The organism is Deinococcus sp. JMULE3, assembly GCF_013337115.1.
Lineage (GTDB): Bacteria > Deinococcota > Deinococci > Deinococcales > Deinococcaceae > Deinococcus.
In genome coordinates this window covers 320,391-337,157 of record NZ_SGWE01000001.1, presented here as the reverse complement: position 1 = coordinate 337,157, position 16,767 = coordinate 320,391, and the positions used below count along the sequence as shown (strand labels likewise).

Genomic DNA, 16,767 nt, shown 5'->3' with positions numbered 1-16,767 from the left:
CGGTCAGGCCACCTACGCCTACGAGTACCGGCTGCCCGAGGCGCCCACCTACGGCTTCGTGCTGGGGGCCGCCATCGCGCACGGCCGCGTGACGCGCATCGACACCGCGCGGGCCGAGGCGGCGCCTGGCGTGCTGCTGGTCCTCACGCACGAGAACATGCCCGCCCAGGCAAAGAGCGACACGCCGGTCCCGCAGCAGACCGAGGCGTCCCCGCAGCTGAGCGGTCCCGAGGTCCGGCACTACCATCAGGCGGTCGCGTTCGTGGTCGCCGAGACCTTCGAGCAGGCCCGCGCCGCCGCGCACCTGATCGAGGTGGAGTACGAGGTGACCCCCGGGCAGTTCACGCTGGCCGACACGGTGGACAGCGGCAAGGAACCCAAGGACGCCGTGGACAGCGTCGTGGGGGACTTCGACTCCGCCTTCGCGGACGCGGCGGTCAGCGTGGACCTGACCTTCACCACGCCCGACCAGTCGCAGGCGCCCATGGAGCCGCACGCGACCATCGCGCAGTGGGACGGCGACCAGCTGACCGTGCACACCGCGCATCAGGTGGTGCACTGGGTGCGGCGCGGGCTGGCGCTGACGCTGAACGTCCCGCAGAAGGACGTGCGGGTCGTCGCGGCGTTCGTGGGCGGGGGCTTCGGCACGAAACTGCTGTTCTTCTCCGACGCGGTGCTGTCGGCGGCCGCCGCCCGGATGCTGGGCCGCCCGGTCAAGACCACGCTGCAGCGCCCGCTGATCTTCAACAACACCTCGCACCGCTCAGCGACCATCCAGCGCGTCCGGCTGGGCGCCGACGCGGACGGCACGCTGCACGCCGTTGGGCACGACACCTGGACCGGGAACCTGCCCGGCGGGGACAGCGAACCCGCCTGCGAGCAGACGAAGTACCTGTACGGCGGCGAGCACCGTCAGATCCGCACGCGTCAGAGCGAACTGGACCTGCCGCCGGGCGCGAGCATGCGCGCCCCCGGCGAGGCGGTCGGGATGCTCGCCATTGAGGGCGCGATGGACGAACTCGCCGAGAAACTGGGCCTGGACCCGGTCGAACTGCGCCTGCACAACGACGTGCAGTTCGACCCCGAGAAGGGACCCAAACGGCCCTTCTCGTCCCGTCGGCTGGCGGCGGCCCTGCGGACCGGCGCGAAGGCCTTCGGCTGGGACGACCGGCCCCGCGCGCCCCGCGAACGGCAGGACGGCGAGTGGCTGATCGGGTACGGCGTGGCGTCGGCGTTCCGCACGAACCTCGTCAAGCCGTCCGGCGCGACCGTCCGCCTGAACCCCGGCGGCACCCTGACCGTCGAGACGCAGATGACCGACATCGGCACCGGCAGCTACACCGTGCTGGGGCAGGTCGCCGCCGAGATGCTGGGCCTGGACCTGCAGCAGGTCGAGGTGAAACTGGGCGACTCCGACTTCCCCGCCTCCAGCGGGTCCGGCGGTTCGTGGGGCGCGAACAGCAGTTCCGCCGGGGTGTACGCCGCGTGTGACGAACTGCGGCGGGACCTGGCGCAGAAGGCCGGGTACCAGCACGCCAGCGCGGTGTTCCGCGGCGGGAAGGTCTGGCAGGGGGCCGAGTGCACCGACCTGAGCGACCTGGCCGGGAAAGAGGGCGTGGAGGCCACGGCCCGCATGACCTACGGCGACCTGACCGAGCAGTTCATGCAGGCGGGCTTCGGCGCGCACTTCGTCGAGGTCGGCGTGAACGCCCACACCGGCGAGGTCCGTGTGCGCCGCGCGCTGAGCGTCGTCGCGGCCGGACGGATCCTGAACCCGGTCACGGCGCGCAGCCAGTGCCTGGGCGGCATGACCATGGGCATCGGCAGCGCCCTGATGGAGGCCCTGCACGTGGACCACGACCTGGGCCTGTTCGTGAACCACGACCTGGGCGAGTACCACGTGCCGGTCCACGCGGACATCCCCGACCTGGACGTGATCTTCCTGGATGAACTCGACGACCAGTCCAGCCCGCTGCGCGCCAAGGGCGTCGGGGAACTGGGCATCAGCGGGGTGGGCGCGGCGGTCGCGAACGCCGTGTACAACGCCAGCGGCGTGCGCGTCCGCGACTTCCCGATCACGCTGGACAAGATCCTGGCCGGCTGGGACGCGTAGGCCCCTCCCCTCCCGCGTTCAGCGGGTCGCGTCGGCAGCGGCGCGGCCCGCCACGCGCCCGCTGAACAGGCACCCGCCCAGGAAGGTGCCTTCCAGCGCGCGGTAGCCGTGGTACCCGCCGCCGCCGAAGCCCGCGACCTCCCCGGCGGCGTACAGGCCGGGCATGACCTCGCCGCCGCCGCGCAGGACCCGGCCCTGTAGGTCGGTCTCCAGGCCGCCCAGGGACTTGCGGGTCAGGACGTTCAGTTTCACGGCGATCAGCGGTCCGTCCGCCGGGTCGAGGATCGGCGCGGGTTTCGCCACGCGGATCAGCCGCTCGTTCAGGAAGGCGCGCGCACCCCGGATGACCGCCAGTTGCGGGTCCTTCCCGGCCGGGTTGCGCAGCTGCAGGTCGCGGTCCATGACCTCGGTCTGCACGGTCGCGAGGTCCACGGGGTGGTCGGGCGTCAGGGCGGTCATGCCCGCCACGAGCTCCGCGAGGGTGTCCCGCACCACGAAGTCCGGCCCGTGGTCCATGAACGCCTGCACCGGGGGCTGCACGGCCTTCCCGGCGCGGCGCAGGGTCAGGCGCAGGTCCTTGCCGGTCAGGTCCGGGTTCTGTTCGCTGCCGCTCAGGGCGAACTCGCGTTTGATGACGGCGCGGTTGAGCAGGAACCAGGTGTGCGGGTAGCCGCTGCGGGTGATGTGCGCCAGGGTATCCAGGCTGCTGCCGCCCGGAATGTGCGGGTAGGGCAGGCGGCGCCCGGTGGGGTCGAGCCACAGGCTGCTGGGTCCGGGCAGGATGCGGATGCCGTGGTTCTCCCAGACGGGGTTCCAGTTGCGCAGGCCCTCGGTGTAGTGCCACATGCGGTCGGCGTTGATGAGGTTCGCCCCGGCGGCGTGCGCGGCCTGCTGCATGAAGCCGTCCACGTGGGCGGGCACGCCGCTGACCATGAAGGCCGGGGCGGGGCCCAGCCGCTCGGCGGGCCAGTGGCGGCGCACGAGGTCGTGGTTCCCGCCGATGCCGCCGCTGGTGAGGATCACGGCCTGCGCGCCGAATTCGAAGTCGCCGGTCACGACGCGGCTGCTGCGCTCCCCGCGCGCGGCGCTGGTGGGTTCGAGGATCTCGCCGTGCACGCCGGTCACGGCTGCGCCGCTGAGGGTCAGGCCGGTGACGCGGTGCCGGAACGCGAAGCTCAGGCGGCCGGTGCGGGCGTGCTCGCGGGCGCGCCGCTCGAAAGGTTCCAGGACGCCGGGGCCGGTACCCCAGGTCAGGTGGAAGCGGGGGACGCTGTTGCCGGGCGCACCCGCCCCGGCCCCGCCCCGCTCGGCCCAGCCGACCGCCGGGAACCAGCGCAGGCCCAGCCCGCGCAGCCAGGCGCGTTTCTCCCCGGCAGCGAAGTTCAGGTACGCGTCGGCCCACTGCCGGGGCCAGTGGTCCTCGGGGCGGTCGAAGGCGGCGGTGGTCTGCCAGTCGCGCCGCGCGAGGTCCAGCGAGTCGCGGATGCCCAGGCGGCGTTGCTCGGGCGAGTCGATCAGGAACAGGCCGCCCAGGGACCAGAAGGCCTGCCCGCCGAGGTTCTGTTCGCCTTCCTGGTCGAGGATCAGGACGCGCCGTCCGGCGTCCGCGAGTTCGGTCGCGGCGACCAGTCCGGCCAATCCGGCGCCCACCACGATCACGTCTGCCTGCGCTGTCGTCATGACCTATTTAATAGGTCGCCGCGAGGGGCCGTCAAGGGGGGCAGTATGCTGAGGGGCATGACCGGCCCGCACCCCGCCCCACCCGGCCGCGCGCAGCAGGCCCAGACCCACCTCCTCGCCCTGATCCGCGACCAGCACCTGCCCCCCGGCACGCCCCTGCCGTCCGAGGGCCAGCTCAGCGCGCAGCTCGGCATCAGCCGCGGCATGATCCGCGAGGCCTACCGCGCCCTGGCCGCACGCGGCGTCGTGAGCGTCGCCAACGGCCGCGCCCCCCGCGTCGCCGCGCCCGACCCGGCCCCCCTGACCGAGGTGCTGGACCACGCGCTGCTCGGGCAGGCCGCCAGCGCCACGCAGATCCTGGAGGTCCGCCGCGCCCTGGAACTCCAGGTCGCCGCGCAGGCCGCCGCGCACCGCACCGGCGCCCAGGCCGCCGCGCTACGGGCCAGCGTCAGCGCCATGCAGGCCGCCGGGCCGGGCACCGACGCCTTCATCGAACACGACCTGCACTTCCACACGCTGCTCGCCGGGGCGACCGGCAACCCGCTGCACGGCGTGCTCGTCGGCGCGCTGCACGCCCTGCTGGCCCGCTCGATCCGCAGCGGACTCCCCCACTACGCCGACCCCGCCCACTTCGGCGCGCTGGTGGACGTCCACGACCGCCTCGCCCGCGCCGTGGAACGCCGCGACCCGCAGGCGGCCGCCGAGATCACCCGCGAGCACTTCGCCCTGGCGGAACTGGCCGTCAGCCTCGCAGAACAGCGCCAGCCCGAATGAGGCTGGCGCTGTGCAGCTGCCCCCCCCGGCTTCAGGTGTACTTGAGGGCCTCCATGAGTTCCTCGATGATCTCGTCGCTGTCGCCGCGCTGGGCGGCGGTGGCGACGTGGGCCTGCAGGTGGCCGCGCAGCACGACTTCCCCGGCGCCGCTCAGCGCGCCCTGCACGGCCTTGATCTGCCGCAGGACGTCCACGCAGTACGCGTCGGGGTCGTCCAGCATCCGCACGATGCTCTCGAGGTGCCCGCGCGCGATGTTCAGGCGGCGGGCGGCCCGCTTGCGGGCGTCCTCGGGCATGCACAGGTGCGTGGGCTCGGCGTGACAGGCGGCGGGCATGTCAGGCGCGGACCTGGGCGCTGTATCCTTCCTCGGTGACGGCGTGGACGAGCGCCTGGGGATCGGCGTCGCCGGTGACGGTGGCCTGCCCGGCGGCGCGGTCCACCTGGACGGTCTGCACGCCGGGCACCTGCTCCAGCGCTTCGCGGACGGCCTTCTCGCAGTGGCCGCAGGTCATGCCGGTGACGGTCAGTTCGGTGGTCATGGCTGCATCGTAGACCCCCTGGGGGGGAGGTCAAGAAAAAGTGTCGTCCGCCTGAACTTGGTACAATGTTAAAAAGGTGTCCAGTGAGGCAATCTGGTAGGCACGGTCATGCCCGCCAGTTTCACATCCCCCCCAGGGGGTCAGGAGCTCCGCTCGGGCGTGACGTCCGTGTCGCCCGCCGCCCGGGCTGGCGTGCCGACTGCACGCCACCCATCCCACTGCCTGCTGTAGATGCAGTGCTGCGCGCCTCAGACGCGCGGGTTCAGCGCTGCGTCCCGCTCCACCGGAGTACAGCCGTGCCTGGAAGGCCCCTCGGCCTGCTCCTCGCCCCCGGCACCGGACGGTCGTCCAATCTTGCCAGACGTCGCGCGGGGCCTCTTGTGTAACCCACCGGCTCACGGCGCCCGGTGGTGGACGGGCAGTCGGTCTTTTTCGGCGCCTGGTGAACCGTAGCGCCGCCGCCTTAACCCCCAAATCATGAACACCTCATGGAGCCCGAGGTCTTCATCTGGCCGTCATGTGCCGGAAATGTGTGAACGTCCGGGCGACACTCCTGCTAGAACGGAGCCTGATCCGCCGGTCAGATCCTTCATCGTTGAATACGTCTTCATGAAGATCCGCTCAAGCCTGTACACTCAGCGACACGCACCACACAAGGAGACACCATCATGCGTAGAACCCTCACCTGCGCCGCCCTCACCCTGAGCCTCCTCGCCGCCTGCGGCACCACCAGTGCCCCGCAGACCCAGGCCGCGCGCCCCGCCACGCTGCTGACCGTCACGGTGGACGCCAGCGTCAGCGACGCCGCGCTGGTGCAGAAGTACGGCGGCAGCGTGCAGCTGCGCACCGACACCTTCGCCGTGATCGGCAACCCCCGCAGCCTGAGCGTCAGCGGCGCCGACAGTCAGACCGAGACCAACGCCCAGGTCGTGCATGACCCCAGCGCCCTGTCGGCCGTCGTCAAGGCCATCTGGCCCGTGGCGATCAGTGACTGGAGCGCCGTGAACAGCTACGCGGCCAGCGACTTCCACGCCATGGCCAGCCACACCGATCAGCTGTGGAGCGGCGGCACCTTCCTGCCCTTCAGCGGCAACAGCGCCGCCTTCGGGAACGTGGCCCTGGACCGCGCGCACCTCGCGGCCAGCGGCGGGCGCAGCGCCACCATCGCCGTCATCGACGGCCCCATGGACGTCACCCACAGCGCCCTGCGCGCCTCGCTGACCTCCCAGAGCGACTGGCGTGACTTCGCGAACGACGACGCCACGCCCGCCCTGACCGGCGCCGAGAGCGGCGCCATCTACGGCCACGCCACCGCCGTCGCGGGCATGGCCCTGCAGGTCGCGCCCTTCGCGAAGATCATGCCCGTGCAGGTGCTCGACGCCAGCGGCAGCGGCGACCTGCTGAACCTCGCCTCCGGCATCGTGTGGGCCGTCAACCACGGCGCGGACGTCATCAACCTCAGCCTGGGCACCACCAGCCAGTCCCCGGCCGTCCAGCAGGCCCTGCAGTACGCCAGCCAGAAGGGCGTCATGGTCGCGGCGGCCTCCGGCAACGACGCGGCGGGCAGCATGCTGTACCCCGCCTCGCTGATCGCGCAGGACAACCTGGGCGTCGCGGTGGGCAGCGTCACCGCCGGCGGTCAGGTCAGCTCCTTCAGCTCCACCGGCCCGCAGGCGATGACCTTCGCCCCCGGCGAGGACGTGTTCACGCTGTTCCCCGGCAACCGCGCCGCGCAGTGGTCCGGCACCTCGCTGGCCGCGCCGGTCGTCGCCGGTCAGCTCGCGTACCTGAGCGCCCAGGGCCTGAGCGTCAGCGGCGCCTACGCCGCCGTGCGCAGCGCAGGCACGCCCATGACCGGCGCGTGGTCCACGGTCAACTTCGGCACAATTGAGTAAGCTCAACGCATGCTCGACCCAGCGGCAGACTTCGAGCAGCTGATCCGGGTCATCCAGTCCGGTGATCAAGACGCAGCTGCTCAGGCCATCCAGCATCACGACTTCTCCCCCCTGGGTCCGGAACACCGGTTCTACGCCCACGCCCTGCTGCACTACTTCGCCCACCGCCACCAGCCGGCGGCCAGGGACGCCGAACAGGCCGCGTCCCTGGCGCTGATCGCCCAGAACACCGAGCTGCACGCCAGCGCGCTGATCCTGCTGGGCACCTGCAACGCCATCCTGTTCGACACGGACGCCGCCACCGGGTCGTTCCGGCGGGCACTGGAGGTCTTCGAACGCCGGGAGGACCACGCGGGCCGCGCGCGCGCGCTGGTCAGCCTGGCGAACATCCACGCCCTGCGCGGCGAGAACGTCCAGGCGCTGAACTTCGCGCAGGAGGCCCTGAACGCCCTGAACACCCCCGGCACGGTCGATCACGGGGCGGGGCTGACCATCACCATCAACAACGTGCTCGGGATGGTGTACTTCCACCTGGAGGCCTTCGAGACCGCCGAACGGTACTTCCGGACCTGCGCCAGCCTCACCCTGGCGCAGGGCAACCCCACCGCGTACGTGACCGCCACCGTGAACCTGCTCGAATGCGTCTCGCGGGACGGGCGCAACGAGGAGGCCTGCCGGGAGATCGCGCGGCTGATCGACCAGCCGGAGTACCGGGCGCTGATCACGCCGCACGCCCTGAACACCGCCGGGGAGATCACGCTGCGCGCCGGGCAGACGGCGCAGGCCGTGACGCACCTGCAGGCGGCCCGGCAGATGGGCCTGGACTCGGGCGACCTCGAGGAATACTGCCGCGCGATCATCCTGCTGGCGCAGGTGGACGGGCAGCCGGTCACGGCCGACGACATCCGCGAGGTGATCCGCATCAGCGAGACCGACTCGCGCAGCGACCTGCTCGAACAGGGCCTGCAGACGGCCGTGCAGTTCGGTGGCTTCAGCGAGGGGCAGAAGGTCGGCGAGTTCTACCCGCTGCTCGTGAAGGTCATGCAGCACCGCGCGGTGACGCTGCGCGAGCAGACCATCCAGGAACTGACCAAGAAGGCCGAACTGGACAACGCCCGGCGCCTGGCCGAGTACGAGCAGCAGCTGCGCCTCTCGGCCGAGGAGACCGTGCAGCGTCAGGTCGAGGAACTCGAACGGGGGCGGCTCTCGGACGTCCTGACCGGGCTGCCCAACCGCATCATGCTCATGGCGCAGCTGCTGCAGCAGACGCAGTCCGGCGCGCCGTTCCTGCTCGCGACGCTGGACGTCAACCGCTTCCAGCTGGTGAACGACATGTACGGCCACGACCTGGCCGACGAACTGCTGTGCGTGCTGGCCCGGCGGCTGCAGGGGGCGCTGCGGGCCGGGGACCTCGTCGCGCGGGTCGGCGGGGACGAGTTCGCGCTGCTGCTCGCCCCGACCGGGGACGCCGGGGCGCAGCTCGGACAGGTGCTGTCGGTCGCGGCGCAACCCGTATCGCTGGGCGGGCAGTCGGTGCGGGTGTCGGTGTCCGCCGGGGCCGCCCTGTGGCCGCAGGACGCCAGCAGCGCCGAGGGCCTGCGCCGCGCCTCCGAACTGGCGCTGTTCGACGCCAAGGCGCAGGCGGAGACCGTGCGGTTCTTCGACCCGCGCGAGCACGCCCACGCCGGACTGGAAAGCGGGCTGGCCCACGCCCTGACCCGCGGGGAGTACCAGCTGCACTACCAGCCGCTGGTGGACACCCGGCAGCGGCGGATCGTGAGTGCCGAGGCGCTGCTGCGCTGGAACAGCGCCGAGCACGGCCTGCAGTCCCCGGCGACGTTCATGCCGATCCTGGAACGCGGGGATCACATCGTGGAGGTCGGCGCCTGGGTGCTGCGCGAGGCCTGCCGCGCCGCGAGCGGGTGGGGCGACGTGCGGGTCGCGGTGAACCTCTCGGCGCGGCAGTTCGCCAGCCCGCAGCTGCTCGACACGGTCCGTCAGGCGCTGCGGGACTCCGGACTGAGACCGCAGCAGCTGGAACTGGAGATCACCGAGACGCTGATGATGCTCAATCCGGACCGGACCGAACGGGTCCTGAAGGACCTGCGCGCCGACGGGGTGCGGGTCATGCTGGACGACTTCGGCACCGGGTACAGCAGCCTGGCGTACCTGTCGCGTTTCCCGCTGAGCGGCCTGAAGATCGACCGGTCGTTCGTGCGGCAGATGGTGAACGCCCCGCACGGCCCGAGCGCGGCGATCGTCCGGGCGATGGTCAGTCTCAGCCGCGACCTGGGTCTGGAACTGGTCGCCGAGGGCATCGAGACCGCGCAGGATCTCGACGCGGTCACGGGCGAGGGCATCTGCATCGTGCAGGGGTACCACTTCGCGCGGCCCCTGCCGGACTGGCGGCCGCCCGGTCACGGCTGACGCGCGGACCTGCTGGCGCTACGCGTTCAGCAGGGACCGGGCGGTGCTCTCGTCGATGATCAGGGTGGTCATGAGTTCCCCGGCCAGCGCGGCGCGCAGCGCGTCGACCTTGCCCAGGCCGCTGGCGACGCAGATGGCGTGCTGCGCGCGGCGGGTCAGACCCAGGTCGGGGCCGCTGCTGCGGGCGTTGATGGGCAGGCCGGCAAAGCTGCCGTCCCCGCGGAAGAACACGGTGGCGATGTCCCCCGCGACACCCTGCGCGCGCAGCTGATCGAGGTCCGTCTCGTCGAGGTACCCGGCGGCGTACACGTGGCTGGGCACCTGCGCGCTGGCCGCGCCGACGGAGTACAGCAGCACGTCCGCCCGCTCCTGCAGGTCCAGGACGTGGCGGACGCTGCGTTCGCGCCACATGGCGGCGCGGGTGGCGGGGTCGTCGAAGAAGGTCGGGACCGGGAAGAGGTGGGCGCGGGCGCCGTAGTTCGCGGCGAAGCGGGTGATGGTGTCGGTCACGAAGCCGCTCAGGAAGTCCAGGGCGTTGGCGCTGCCGTTGAGCTGCACGACCTGCAGGCCCTCGAGGGGGCGGGGCGTCAGCGCGCGGGAGACGGCGTCGACGGTGGTGCCCCAGGCGAGGCCGACGGTCTGTCCGGGGCGCAGGAGCTGCCCGAGGTGCCGCGCGGCGGCCACCGCGACCCGGTCGAGCCAGGCGCTCTCGGGGCTGCCGGGGGGGACGCTGACGACCTGCGGGGTCAGGAAGGGGTAGCGGGCGCGCAGCTGCGCCTCGAGGCTCTGCGGCCCGGCCTGCGGGTCGTGGATGCGGATCTCGACGAGGCCGGTGCGGCGCGCCAGGGTCAGGAGGCGGCTGACCTTGGGGCGGGACAGGCCGAGTTCGCGGGCGATGGCGTCGGTGGTGAGGCCCTGGTGGTAGTAGAGGCGGGCGACCTGCACGGCCTGCGCGGCGGTGTCGTCCGGGGTGGGGTCGGTCACGACCACGAGCATACTCCACGCCCACAGCGCTGAACATCTGTTCATGGAGTGTTGACGGCTGTTCAGCCCCGGGGCAATGATGGGCGGGACCGCCCCACCCCCGCCCCCACCCCCACAGAGGTTCCCCGCATGCCCGAGCAGTTCATCCTCGCCCTGGACCAGGGCACCACCAGCAGCCGCGCCATCGTCTTCGACCGCCAGGGTCAGGTGCGCGCCCGCGCGCAGAAGGAATTCACGCAGCACTTCCCCCGGCCCGGCCTCGTGGAGCACGACGCGAACGAGATCTGGGGCACGCAGATCGGCGTGGCGCAGGAGGCCATCACCCGCGCGGGCATCCGCGCCTCGGACGTCGCCGCGATCGGCATCACCAACCAGCGCGAGACGACCCTGATCTGGGACCGCCGCACCGGGCAGCCCATCCACCACGCCATCGTGTGGCAGGACCGCCGCACCGCGCCGTACTGCGACGAGATCCGCGCGGCGCACGAGGCGACCTTCCAGGCCAGGACCGGGCTGGTCCTCGACGCGTACTTCAGCGGCACGAAGGTCCGGTGGCTGCTCGACCACGTGCCCGGCGCCCGCGAACGCGCGGAGCGGGGCGAACTGGCGTTCGGAACCATCGACTCGTGGCTGGTGTACAACCTCACGGGGGGCGAACTGCACGTCACGGACGCCACGAACGCCAGCCGCACGCTGCTGTTCAACATCCACACCGGCGACTGGGACGACGAACTGCTGACCATCCTGAACGTGCCGCGCAGCGTGCTGCCGCAGGTGCGGAATTCCTCGGAGGTGTACGGGCAGACCGCCGAGGGGCTGCTCGGGGCGCGCATCCCGATCGCGGGCATCGGCGGGGACCAGCAGGCCGCGACGTTCGGGCAGGCGTGCCTGGAACCCGGCATGGCGAAGAACACCTACGGCACCGGCTGCTTCATGCTCATGAACACGGGAACCGAGGCGGTGCCCAGCCAGAACAAGCTGCTGACCACCGTCGCGTGGCAGCTGGGCGGGCAGCGCACCTACGCGCTGGAGGGCAGCGTGTTCATCGCGGGCGCCGTGGTGCAGTGGCTGCGCGACGGCCTGAACCTGATCCGCGACAGCAGCGAGGTCGAGGCGCTGGCCCGCTCGGTGGGCAGCAGCGAGGGCGTGATGCTCGTCCCGGCGTTCGTGGGGCTGGGCGCGCCGTACTGGGACCCGTACGCGCGCGGCACATTGATCGGCCTGACGCGCGGCACGACCAAGGCGCACGTGGCCCGCGCCGCCCTGGAAAGCGTGGCGTTCCAGTCGGCCGAGCTGCTGGAGGCCATGCAGAAGGACGCCGGGCAGCCGCTGCGTGAACTGCGCGTGGACGGCGGGGCGAGCACGAACGACCTGATGATGCAGTTCCAGGCGGACATCCTGGGTGTGCCCGTGGTGCGCCCGCAGGTGACCGAGACGACCGCGCTGGGCGCGGCGTACCTGGCGGGGCTGGCGGTGGGCTTCTGGGGCAGCGTGGACGAGATCGCCGCGCAGTGGCAGGAGGGCAAGAGATTCGAGCCGCAGATGGACGTCGCCGAGCGGGAGCGCCTGATGCGCCGCTGGAAGAAGGCGGTCAGCCGCGCCCGCGACTGGGAGGACGAGCGCTGAGCGGGACCGGGCGGCGGCGCTGTGTAGTTCACGCCACTGCACAAACGTTCAAACCGTGCGAACATCCGTTCAGAGAATGTTTCCTCCTCCTCATCCCCACGGAAGGTTGACCCCATGACCCCAGACGCGCACCCCGCCAACCCGACCCCCGACCCCCGCCACGCCGCCCTGAGCGCCGCCACCACCCCCGACACCTGGGACCTCCTGGTGATCGGCGGCGGCGCCTCCGGGCTGGGCACCGCGCTGGAGGCCGCCACGCGCGGCTACCGCACCCTGCTTCTCGAAGCGCACGACTACGCCAAGGGCACCAGCAGCCGCTCGACGAAACTCGTGCACGGCGGCGTGCGCTACCTCGCGCAGGGGAACGTCTCGCTGGTGCGCGAGGCGCTGCACGAACGCGGCCTGCTGAAACAGAACGCCCCGCACCTCGTGCGCGACCTGGGCTTCCTGATCGCCGCGTACAGGTGGTGGGCCGCGCCCTTCTACGGCATCGGCCTGAAGATGTACGACCTGCTCGCCGGGAAACTGAACCTGCAGGCCAGCCGCTACGTCAACAAGACCCAGGCCCTCGAACGCACCCCCACCCTGAAGAAAGGCGCGCTGAAGGGCGGCATCCTCTACTTCGACGGGCAGTTCGACGACGCGCGACTGGCCGTGACCCTGCTGCGCACCCTGGAAAACCACGGTGGCGTCGCCCTGAACCACGCGCCCGTCGTGGACCTGATCAGGGACGGGGGCCGCGTGGTCGGCGCCCGCTTCCGCGACGACGAGACCGGCCAGGAGCACGAGGTGCGCGCCCGCGCCGTCGTGAACGCCACCGGCGTGTTCGTGGACGACGTGCGCCGCATGGAGAACCCCGCCGTCAAACCCATGCTGTCCCCCAGTCAGGGCGTGCACGTCGTCGTGGACCGCCGCTTCCTGCCCGGCGACAGCGCCATCATGGTGCCCCGCACCGACGACGGCCGCGTGCTGTTCGCCGTGCCCTGGCACGACCACGTCGTGATCGGCACCACCGACACGCCCGTCCCCGACACCAGCCTGGAACCCCGCGCGCTGCCCGAGGAGGTCGAGTTCATCCTGCGCACCGCCGCGCAGTACATGGACCCCGCCCCCACCCGCGCGGACGTCCGCAGCGTGTACGCCGGCCTGCGCCCCCTGGTGAAGGCCGCCGAGGGGACCGATACCAAGAGTCTCTCGCGCGACCACGTCATCCGCATCAGCGACGGCGGGCTGATCACCCTGACGGGCGGCAAGTGGACCACCTACCGCCGCATGGGCGAGGACACCGTCAACCGCGCCGCCGCGCAGGCCGGACTCCCGGAGCGCCTGAGCCTCACGGCGGGCCTGAAACTGCACGGCGCGACCCAGGCGGACCTCCCGGACCACTGGAAGGTGTACGGCACCGACGCCGAACGCGTCCAGGCGCTGCCCGGCGCGGACGTCACGCTGCACCCGCAACTGCCCTACACCGAGGCCGAGGTCCGCTGGGCGGCCCGCGCCGAACAGGCCCGCACCGCCGAGGACGTCCTCTCGCGCCGCCTGCGCGCCCTGCTCCTGAACGCCCAGGCCAGCATCGAGGCCGCCCCGAGGGTCGCCGCGATCCTCGCGGAGGAACTCGGCCGCGATCAGGCGTGGCAGGCGGAACAGGTCCGCGCGTACACCGACCTCGCGCAGGGCTACGTGCTGCGCTGACGCCGAATGCAGAGGGGGGCCGCCCGGCATGCCCAGGCGGCCCCCTCTCTGTGTGGTTCAGCCCTGGTCCGTTCAGCCCTGATCCGCGGGGCGGAAGCGCAGGAGGCGCAGGGCGTTCGCGGTGACGAGCGCGGTGGCGCCCGTATCGGACAGCACCGCGGGCCACAGGCCGGTGATGCCGAGCAGCGTGGTGATCAGGAACACCAGTTTCAGGCCCACCGCGAACGCGACGTTCTGCCGGATGACGCGCATCGTGGCGCGCGACAGGCGGATCAGGTCGGCCGCGCCGCTCACCTGCGGGCGCAGCAGCGCGGCGTGCGCCGTTTCCAGCGCGACGTCGGTCCCGCCGCCCATGGCGACGCCCACGTCGGCGGCGGCCAGGGCCGGGGCGTCGTTGATGCCGTCGCCGATCATGGCGACGCCGCCCTGGCGCTGCAGGTCGCGGATCAGGCGCAGTTTGTCCTCGGGGAGCAGGTCGGCGTGCACCTCAAGTCCCAGGCTGCGGGCGACGGCCTGCCCGGTGCGGGCGTTGTCGCCGGTCAGCATGACGGGCGTGACGCCCAGCGCCCGCAGGTCCTGCACGGCGGCCCGCGCGTCGGGGCGCGGTTCGTCCCGCAGGGCGATCAGGCCGAGGGCCGCGCCGTCCACGAGCAGCACGACGACCGTCTTGCCCTGGTCCTCCAGCGCGGCGATCGGCGATTCCAGCGGGCCGAGGTCGGCCTGCTGCCGGGCGTAGCGGGGCGAGGCGACGGCGACCTCGCGGCCGTCCACGTGGGCCAGCGCGGCCTGTCCGGGCAGGGCGCGGGCCGCCTCGGCGACGGGCAGCGGCGTGCCCAGCGCGGCGTGCGCGGCCAGGATGGCGCGGCCCAGCGGGTGACTGCTGCCCTGCTCGGCGGCGGCGGCCAGGGTCAGCACCTGCGCCTCGGTCTGGCCGAGCCCCGTGACGTCCGTCACCTGCGGCTGCCCGGCGGTCAGGGTGCCGGTCTTGTCGAACGCGACGGTGCGGACCGTGCCGATCGCTTCCAGGGCCGCGCCGCCCTTGATCAGCAGGCCGCGCCGGGCGCCCGCACTGACGGCACTCGTGATGGCCGCCGGGACGCTCAGGACGAGCGCGCAGGGGCAGCCGATCAGCAGCAGCGCCACGCCCTTGTACACCCACTCGGTCAGGGAGGCGCCCAGCAGCGGCGGAACGAACGCGGTCAGCGCGGCGACGAGCACCACGATGGGCGTGTACACCCGTGAGAAGCGGTCGATGAACCGCGCGACCGGCGCGCGGCTGGCCTCGGCCTGCTCGACCAGGTGGATGATCCGCGCGATGGTGTTGTCGCTCGCCTCGCGGTCCACCCGGACGCGCAGCACGCCGCCCGCGTTGACGCTGCCCGCGTACACGGGATCACCGGGTCCCTTGAACACCGGGACACTCTCGCCCGTGACGGGGGAATCGTCGAGGCTGGACTGCCCGTCCAGGATGGTGCCGTCGGCGGGGACGCGCCCGCCGGGCTGAATCTGCACGGTCTGCCCGGCGCGCAGGGCGTCGGCGGGGACTTCCAGGACCCGGTCGCCGCGCAGCAGCAGCGCGGTCTTCGGGGCGAGCGCCGCGAGCGCCTGGATGCCGCTGCGGGCGCGGCCCACCGCGACGCCCTCGAGCAGTTCCCCGACGGCGAACAGGAACACGACGACCGCCGCCTCGGCGTACTCGCCGATCAGCAGGGCGCCGACGGCGGCCAGCGTGACCAGGGTGTTGATGCTGAACGGGTCCCCGGCGCGGGCGGCGGCCACGGCCTTGCGGGCCAGCGGGGCCACGCCCAGCACGGTCGCGGCCCCGTACGCCCAGGGAGCCAGCGCGGGCGTCAGGAGCCCCAGCAGGAACGCGGCGGCGAGCAACGCGCCACTGCCCAGGACCAGCTGACCCTGCGCGGCGCGGTACCAGGGGCGCGGGGCGGGGGGAGCGCTGCCTGGACCACCGAGGGGATGAGGGATGTGCCCGAGGCCGCGCAGGGTGGCTTCCAGCGTCTGGCGGCTGGTGCGGGTCTCGTCGAGGGTCAGGGTCAGCGACTGCCGGGTGAGGTTGGTGCGGGCCTGACTCGCGCCGGGAAGCCGCTGCAAGGCACCCTCGATCTTTCGCACGCACGACGGGCAGTCCATGCCCTCGACGAAATAGTCGAGTTCGGCAGTGGTGGGGCGGGCGCTGGTCATGCCGCACGATAGCCGAAGCGCCCGCCGGTTGAATGGTCTGCAGCAACCGTTTCAGCCGGCATTCAAGTGATTCCACAACATTCGGCGTCGCCCGGTGGCCCCCACACCCTTCCGTCGCTTCGCTCCACTGCTGCGCCGCTCTGCGAGTCCCTCCCTCTCTGCTCCGCAGCTCTCCGAGTCCCACAGGGGGAGAGGGGACAACGGAAGGCAATCACGTCGCAAGCAAGTCATTTCATCCCGTATCAGCCGAGTCCAGCAGCGACACCCCGCAACGTGGGCGCGACACGCGCCGCGGACGCCGTCTGTTTCGCCCGCTGCCCGGTCCGGACGACACCTGCGCCCCGCCCCGCCCCCACACCCCGCTACACTGACCCCCATGCCCCCCGCAGCCCGCCTCGGCGATCAGCACACCTGCCCGCAGTTCAGCGGCTGGACCCCGCATGTCGGCGGCCCCATCACCGGCGGGCAGCCCACCGTCCTGATCGGCGGGCAGCCCGCCGCGCGCCTCGGGGACCCCTGCGTGTGCGCCGGACCGCCCGACACCATCACGCGCGGCAGCAGCACCGTCCGCATCGGCGGCACCCCCGCCGCGCGCATCGGGGACACCACCGCGCACGGCGGGCAGATCAGCGCCGGGTGCCCCACCGTGAACATCGGCGGCTGACCCCGGCCCCCACGGGTCACACGGACGCCGTCTGTTTCGCGGACAACCCGGAACGGCGCCGGGGTGCCAACTCCACGCCCACCCGCCTTACCCCTCCTCTGCGGGGCAGTTCTACGGGTCGCATCCGCTCGGATTGAACGGCTTTATAAGCCATTCAATCGGAGTCATCAGTCCCTC

At 72.2% G+C, this 16,767-nt stretch carries 12 protein-coding genes; 7 read left to right on the top strand and 5 right to left on the bottom strand.

Annotation, left to right across the window (positions count from 1 at the left end; all coding sequences use genetic code 11):
* A partial coding sequence (locus tag EXW95_RS01350; RefSeq protein WP_174366011.1) for a xanthine dehydrogenase family protein molybdopterin-binding subunit occupies window positions 1–2,113 on the top strand: 2,113 nt, incomplete at its 5' end.
* 18 nt (window positions 2,114–2,131) lie between these two features.
* Here the strand turns inward: EXW95_RS01350 and EXW95_RS01345 are convergent.
* Complete coding sequence (locus tag EXW95_RS01345) at window positions 2,132–3,793, bottom strand: FAD-binding dehydrogenase (protein WP_174366010.1); 1,662 nt, start codon at window positions 3,791–3,793, stop codon at window positions 2,132–2,134.
* Between the two features lie 57 nt (window positions 3,794–3,850).
* Between EXW95_RS01345 and EXW95_RS01340 the strand changes: the two genes are divergently transcribed.
* Entirely contained in the window at window positions 3,851–4,567 is a 717-nt protein-coding gene (locus EXW95_RS01340; protein ID WP_174366009.1) for a FadR/GntR family transcriptional regulator, read from the top strand.
* 31 nt (window positions 4,568–4,598) lie between these two features.
* Here EXW95_RS01340 and EXW95_RS01335 read toward each other — a convergent pair whose 3' ends face one another.
* Both EXW95_RS01335 and EXW95_RS01330 read right to left on the bottom strand, forming a co-directional pair.
* Complete coding sequence (locus EXW95_RS01335; RefSeq protein WP_254605378.1) at window positions 4,599–4,901, bottom strand: metal-sensitive transcriptional regulator; 303 nt, start codon at window positions 4,899–4,901, stop codon at window positions 4,599–4,601.
* Window position 4,902: 1 nt separating this feature from the next.
* On the bottom strand, window positions 4,903–5,106 hold the full coding sequence (locus EXW95_RS01330) for a heavy-metal-associated domain-containing protein (RefSeq protein WP_174366008.1): 204 nt from the start codon (window positions 5,104–5,106) through the stop codon (window positions 4,903–4,905).
* A 668-nt stretch (window positions 5,107–5,774) separates the two neighbouring features.
* On the opposite strand from EXW95_RS01330, the gene EXW95_RS01325 reads away from it, so the two are divergent.
* Both EXW95_RS01325 and EXW95_RS01320 read left to right on the top strand, forming a co-directional pair.
* On the top strand, window positions 5,775–7,001 hold the full coding sequence (locus EXW95_RS01325) for a S8 family serine peptidase (RefSeq protein ID WP_174366007.1): 1,227 nt from the start codon (window positions 5,775–5,777) through the stop codon (window positions 6,999–7,001).
* Between the two features lie 9 nt (window positions 7,002–7,010).
* Window positions 7,011–9,428 carry an EAL domain-containing protein gene (locus tag EXW95_RS01320; protein ID WP_174366006.1) on the top strand — a complete coding sequence of 806 codons (2,418 nt, stop codon included), beginning with the start codon at window positions 7,011–7,013 and terminating at the stop codon, window positions 9,426–9,428.
* A gap of 18 nt (window positions 9,429–9,446) precedes the next feature.
* Here EXW95_RS01320 and EXW95_RS01315 read toward each other — a convergent pair whose 3' ends face one another.
* Entirely contained in the window at window positions 9,447–10,424 is a 978-nt protein-coding gene (locus tag EXW95_RS01315) for a sugar-binding transcriptional regulator (RefSeq protein ID WP_254605377.1), read from the bottom strand.
* Window positions 10,425–10,541: 117 nt separating this feature from the next.
* Between EXW95_RS01315 and glpK the strand changes: the two genes are divergently transcribed.
* Both glpK and EXW95_RS01305 read left to right on the top strand, forming a co-directional pair.
* Window positions 10,542–12,038, top strand: coding sequence for a glycerol kinase GlpK (gene glpK / locus EXW95_RS01310; protein WP_174366004.1), 1,497 nt, complete (start codon window positions 10,542–10,544; stop codon window positions 12,036–12,038).
* Between the two features lie 114 nt (window positions 12,039–12,152).
* On the top strand, window positions 12,153–13,730 hold the full coding sequence (locus EXW95_RS01305) for a glycerol-3-phosphate dehydrogenase/oxidase (RefSeq protein WP_174366003.1): 1,578 nt from the start codon (window positions 12,153–12,155) through the stop codon (window positions 13,728–13,730).
* Between the two features lie 72 nt (window positions 13,731–13,802).
* On the opposite strand, the gene EXW95_RS01300 is transcribed toward EXW95_RS01305, so the two are convergent.
* Window positions 13,803–15,926 carry a heavy metal translocating P-type ATPase gene (locus tag EXW95_RS01300; protein WP_174366002.1) on the bottom strand — a complete coding sequence of 708 codons (2,124 nt, stop codon included), beginning with the start codon at window positions 15,924–15,926 and terminating at the stop codon, window positions 13,803–13,805.
* A 376-nt stretch (window positions 15,927–16,302) separates the two neighbouring features.
* On the opposite strand from EXW95_RS01300, the gene EXW95_RS01295 reads away from it, so the two are divergent.
* Window positions 16,303–16,590 carry a PAAR domain-containing protein gene (locus tag EXW95_RS01295; protein ID WP_174366001.1) on the top strand — a complete coding sequence of 96 codons (288 nt, stop codon included), beginning with the start codon at window positions 16,303–16,305 and terminating at the stop codon, window positions 16,588–16,590.
* The last annotated feature ends 177 nt before the right edge of the window (window positions 16,591–16,767 follow it).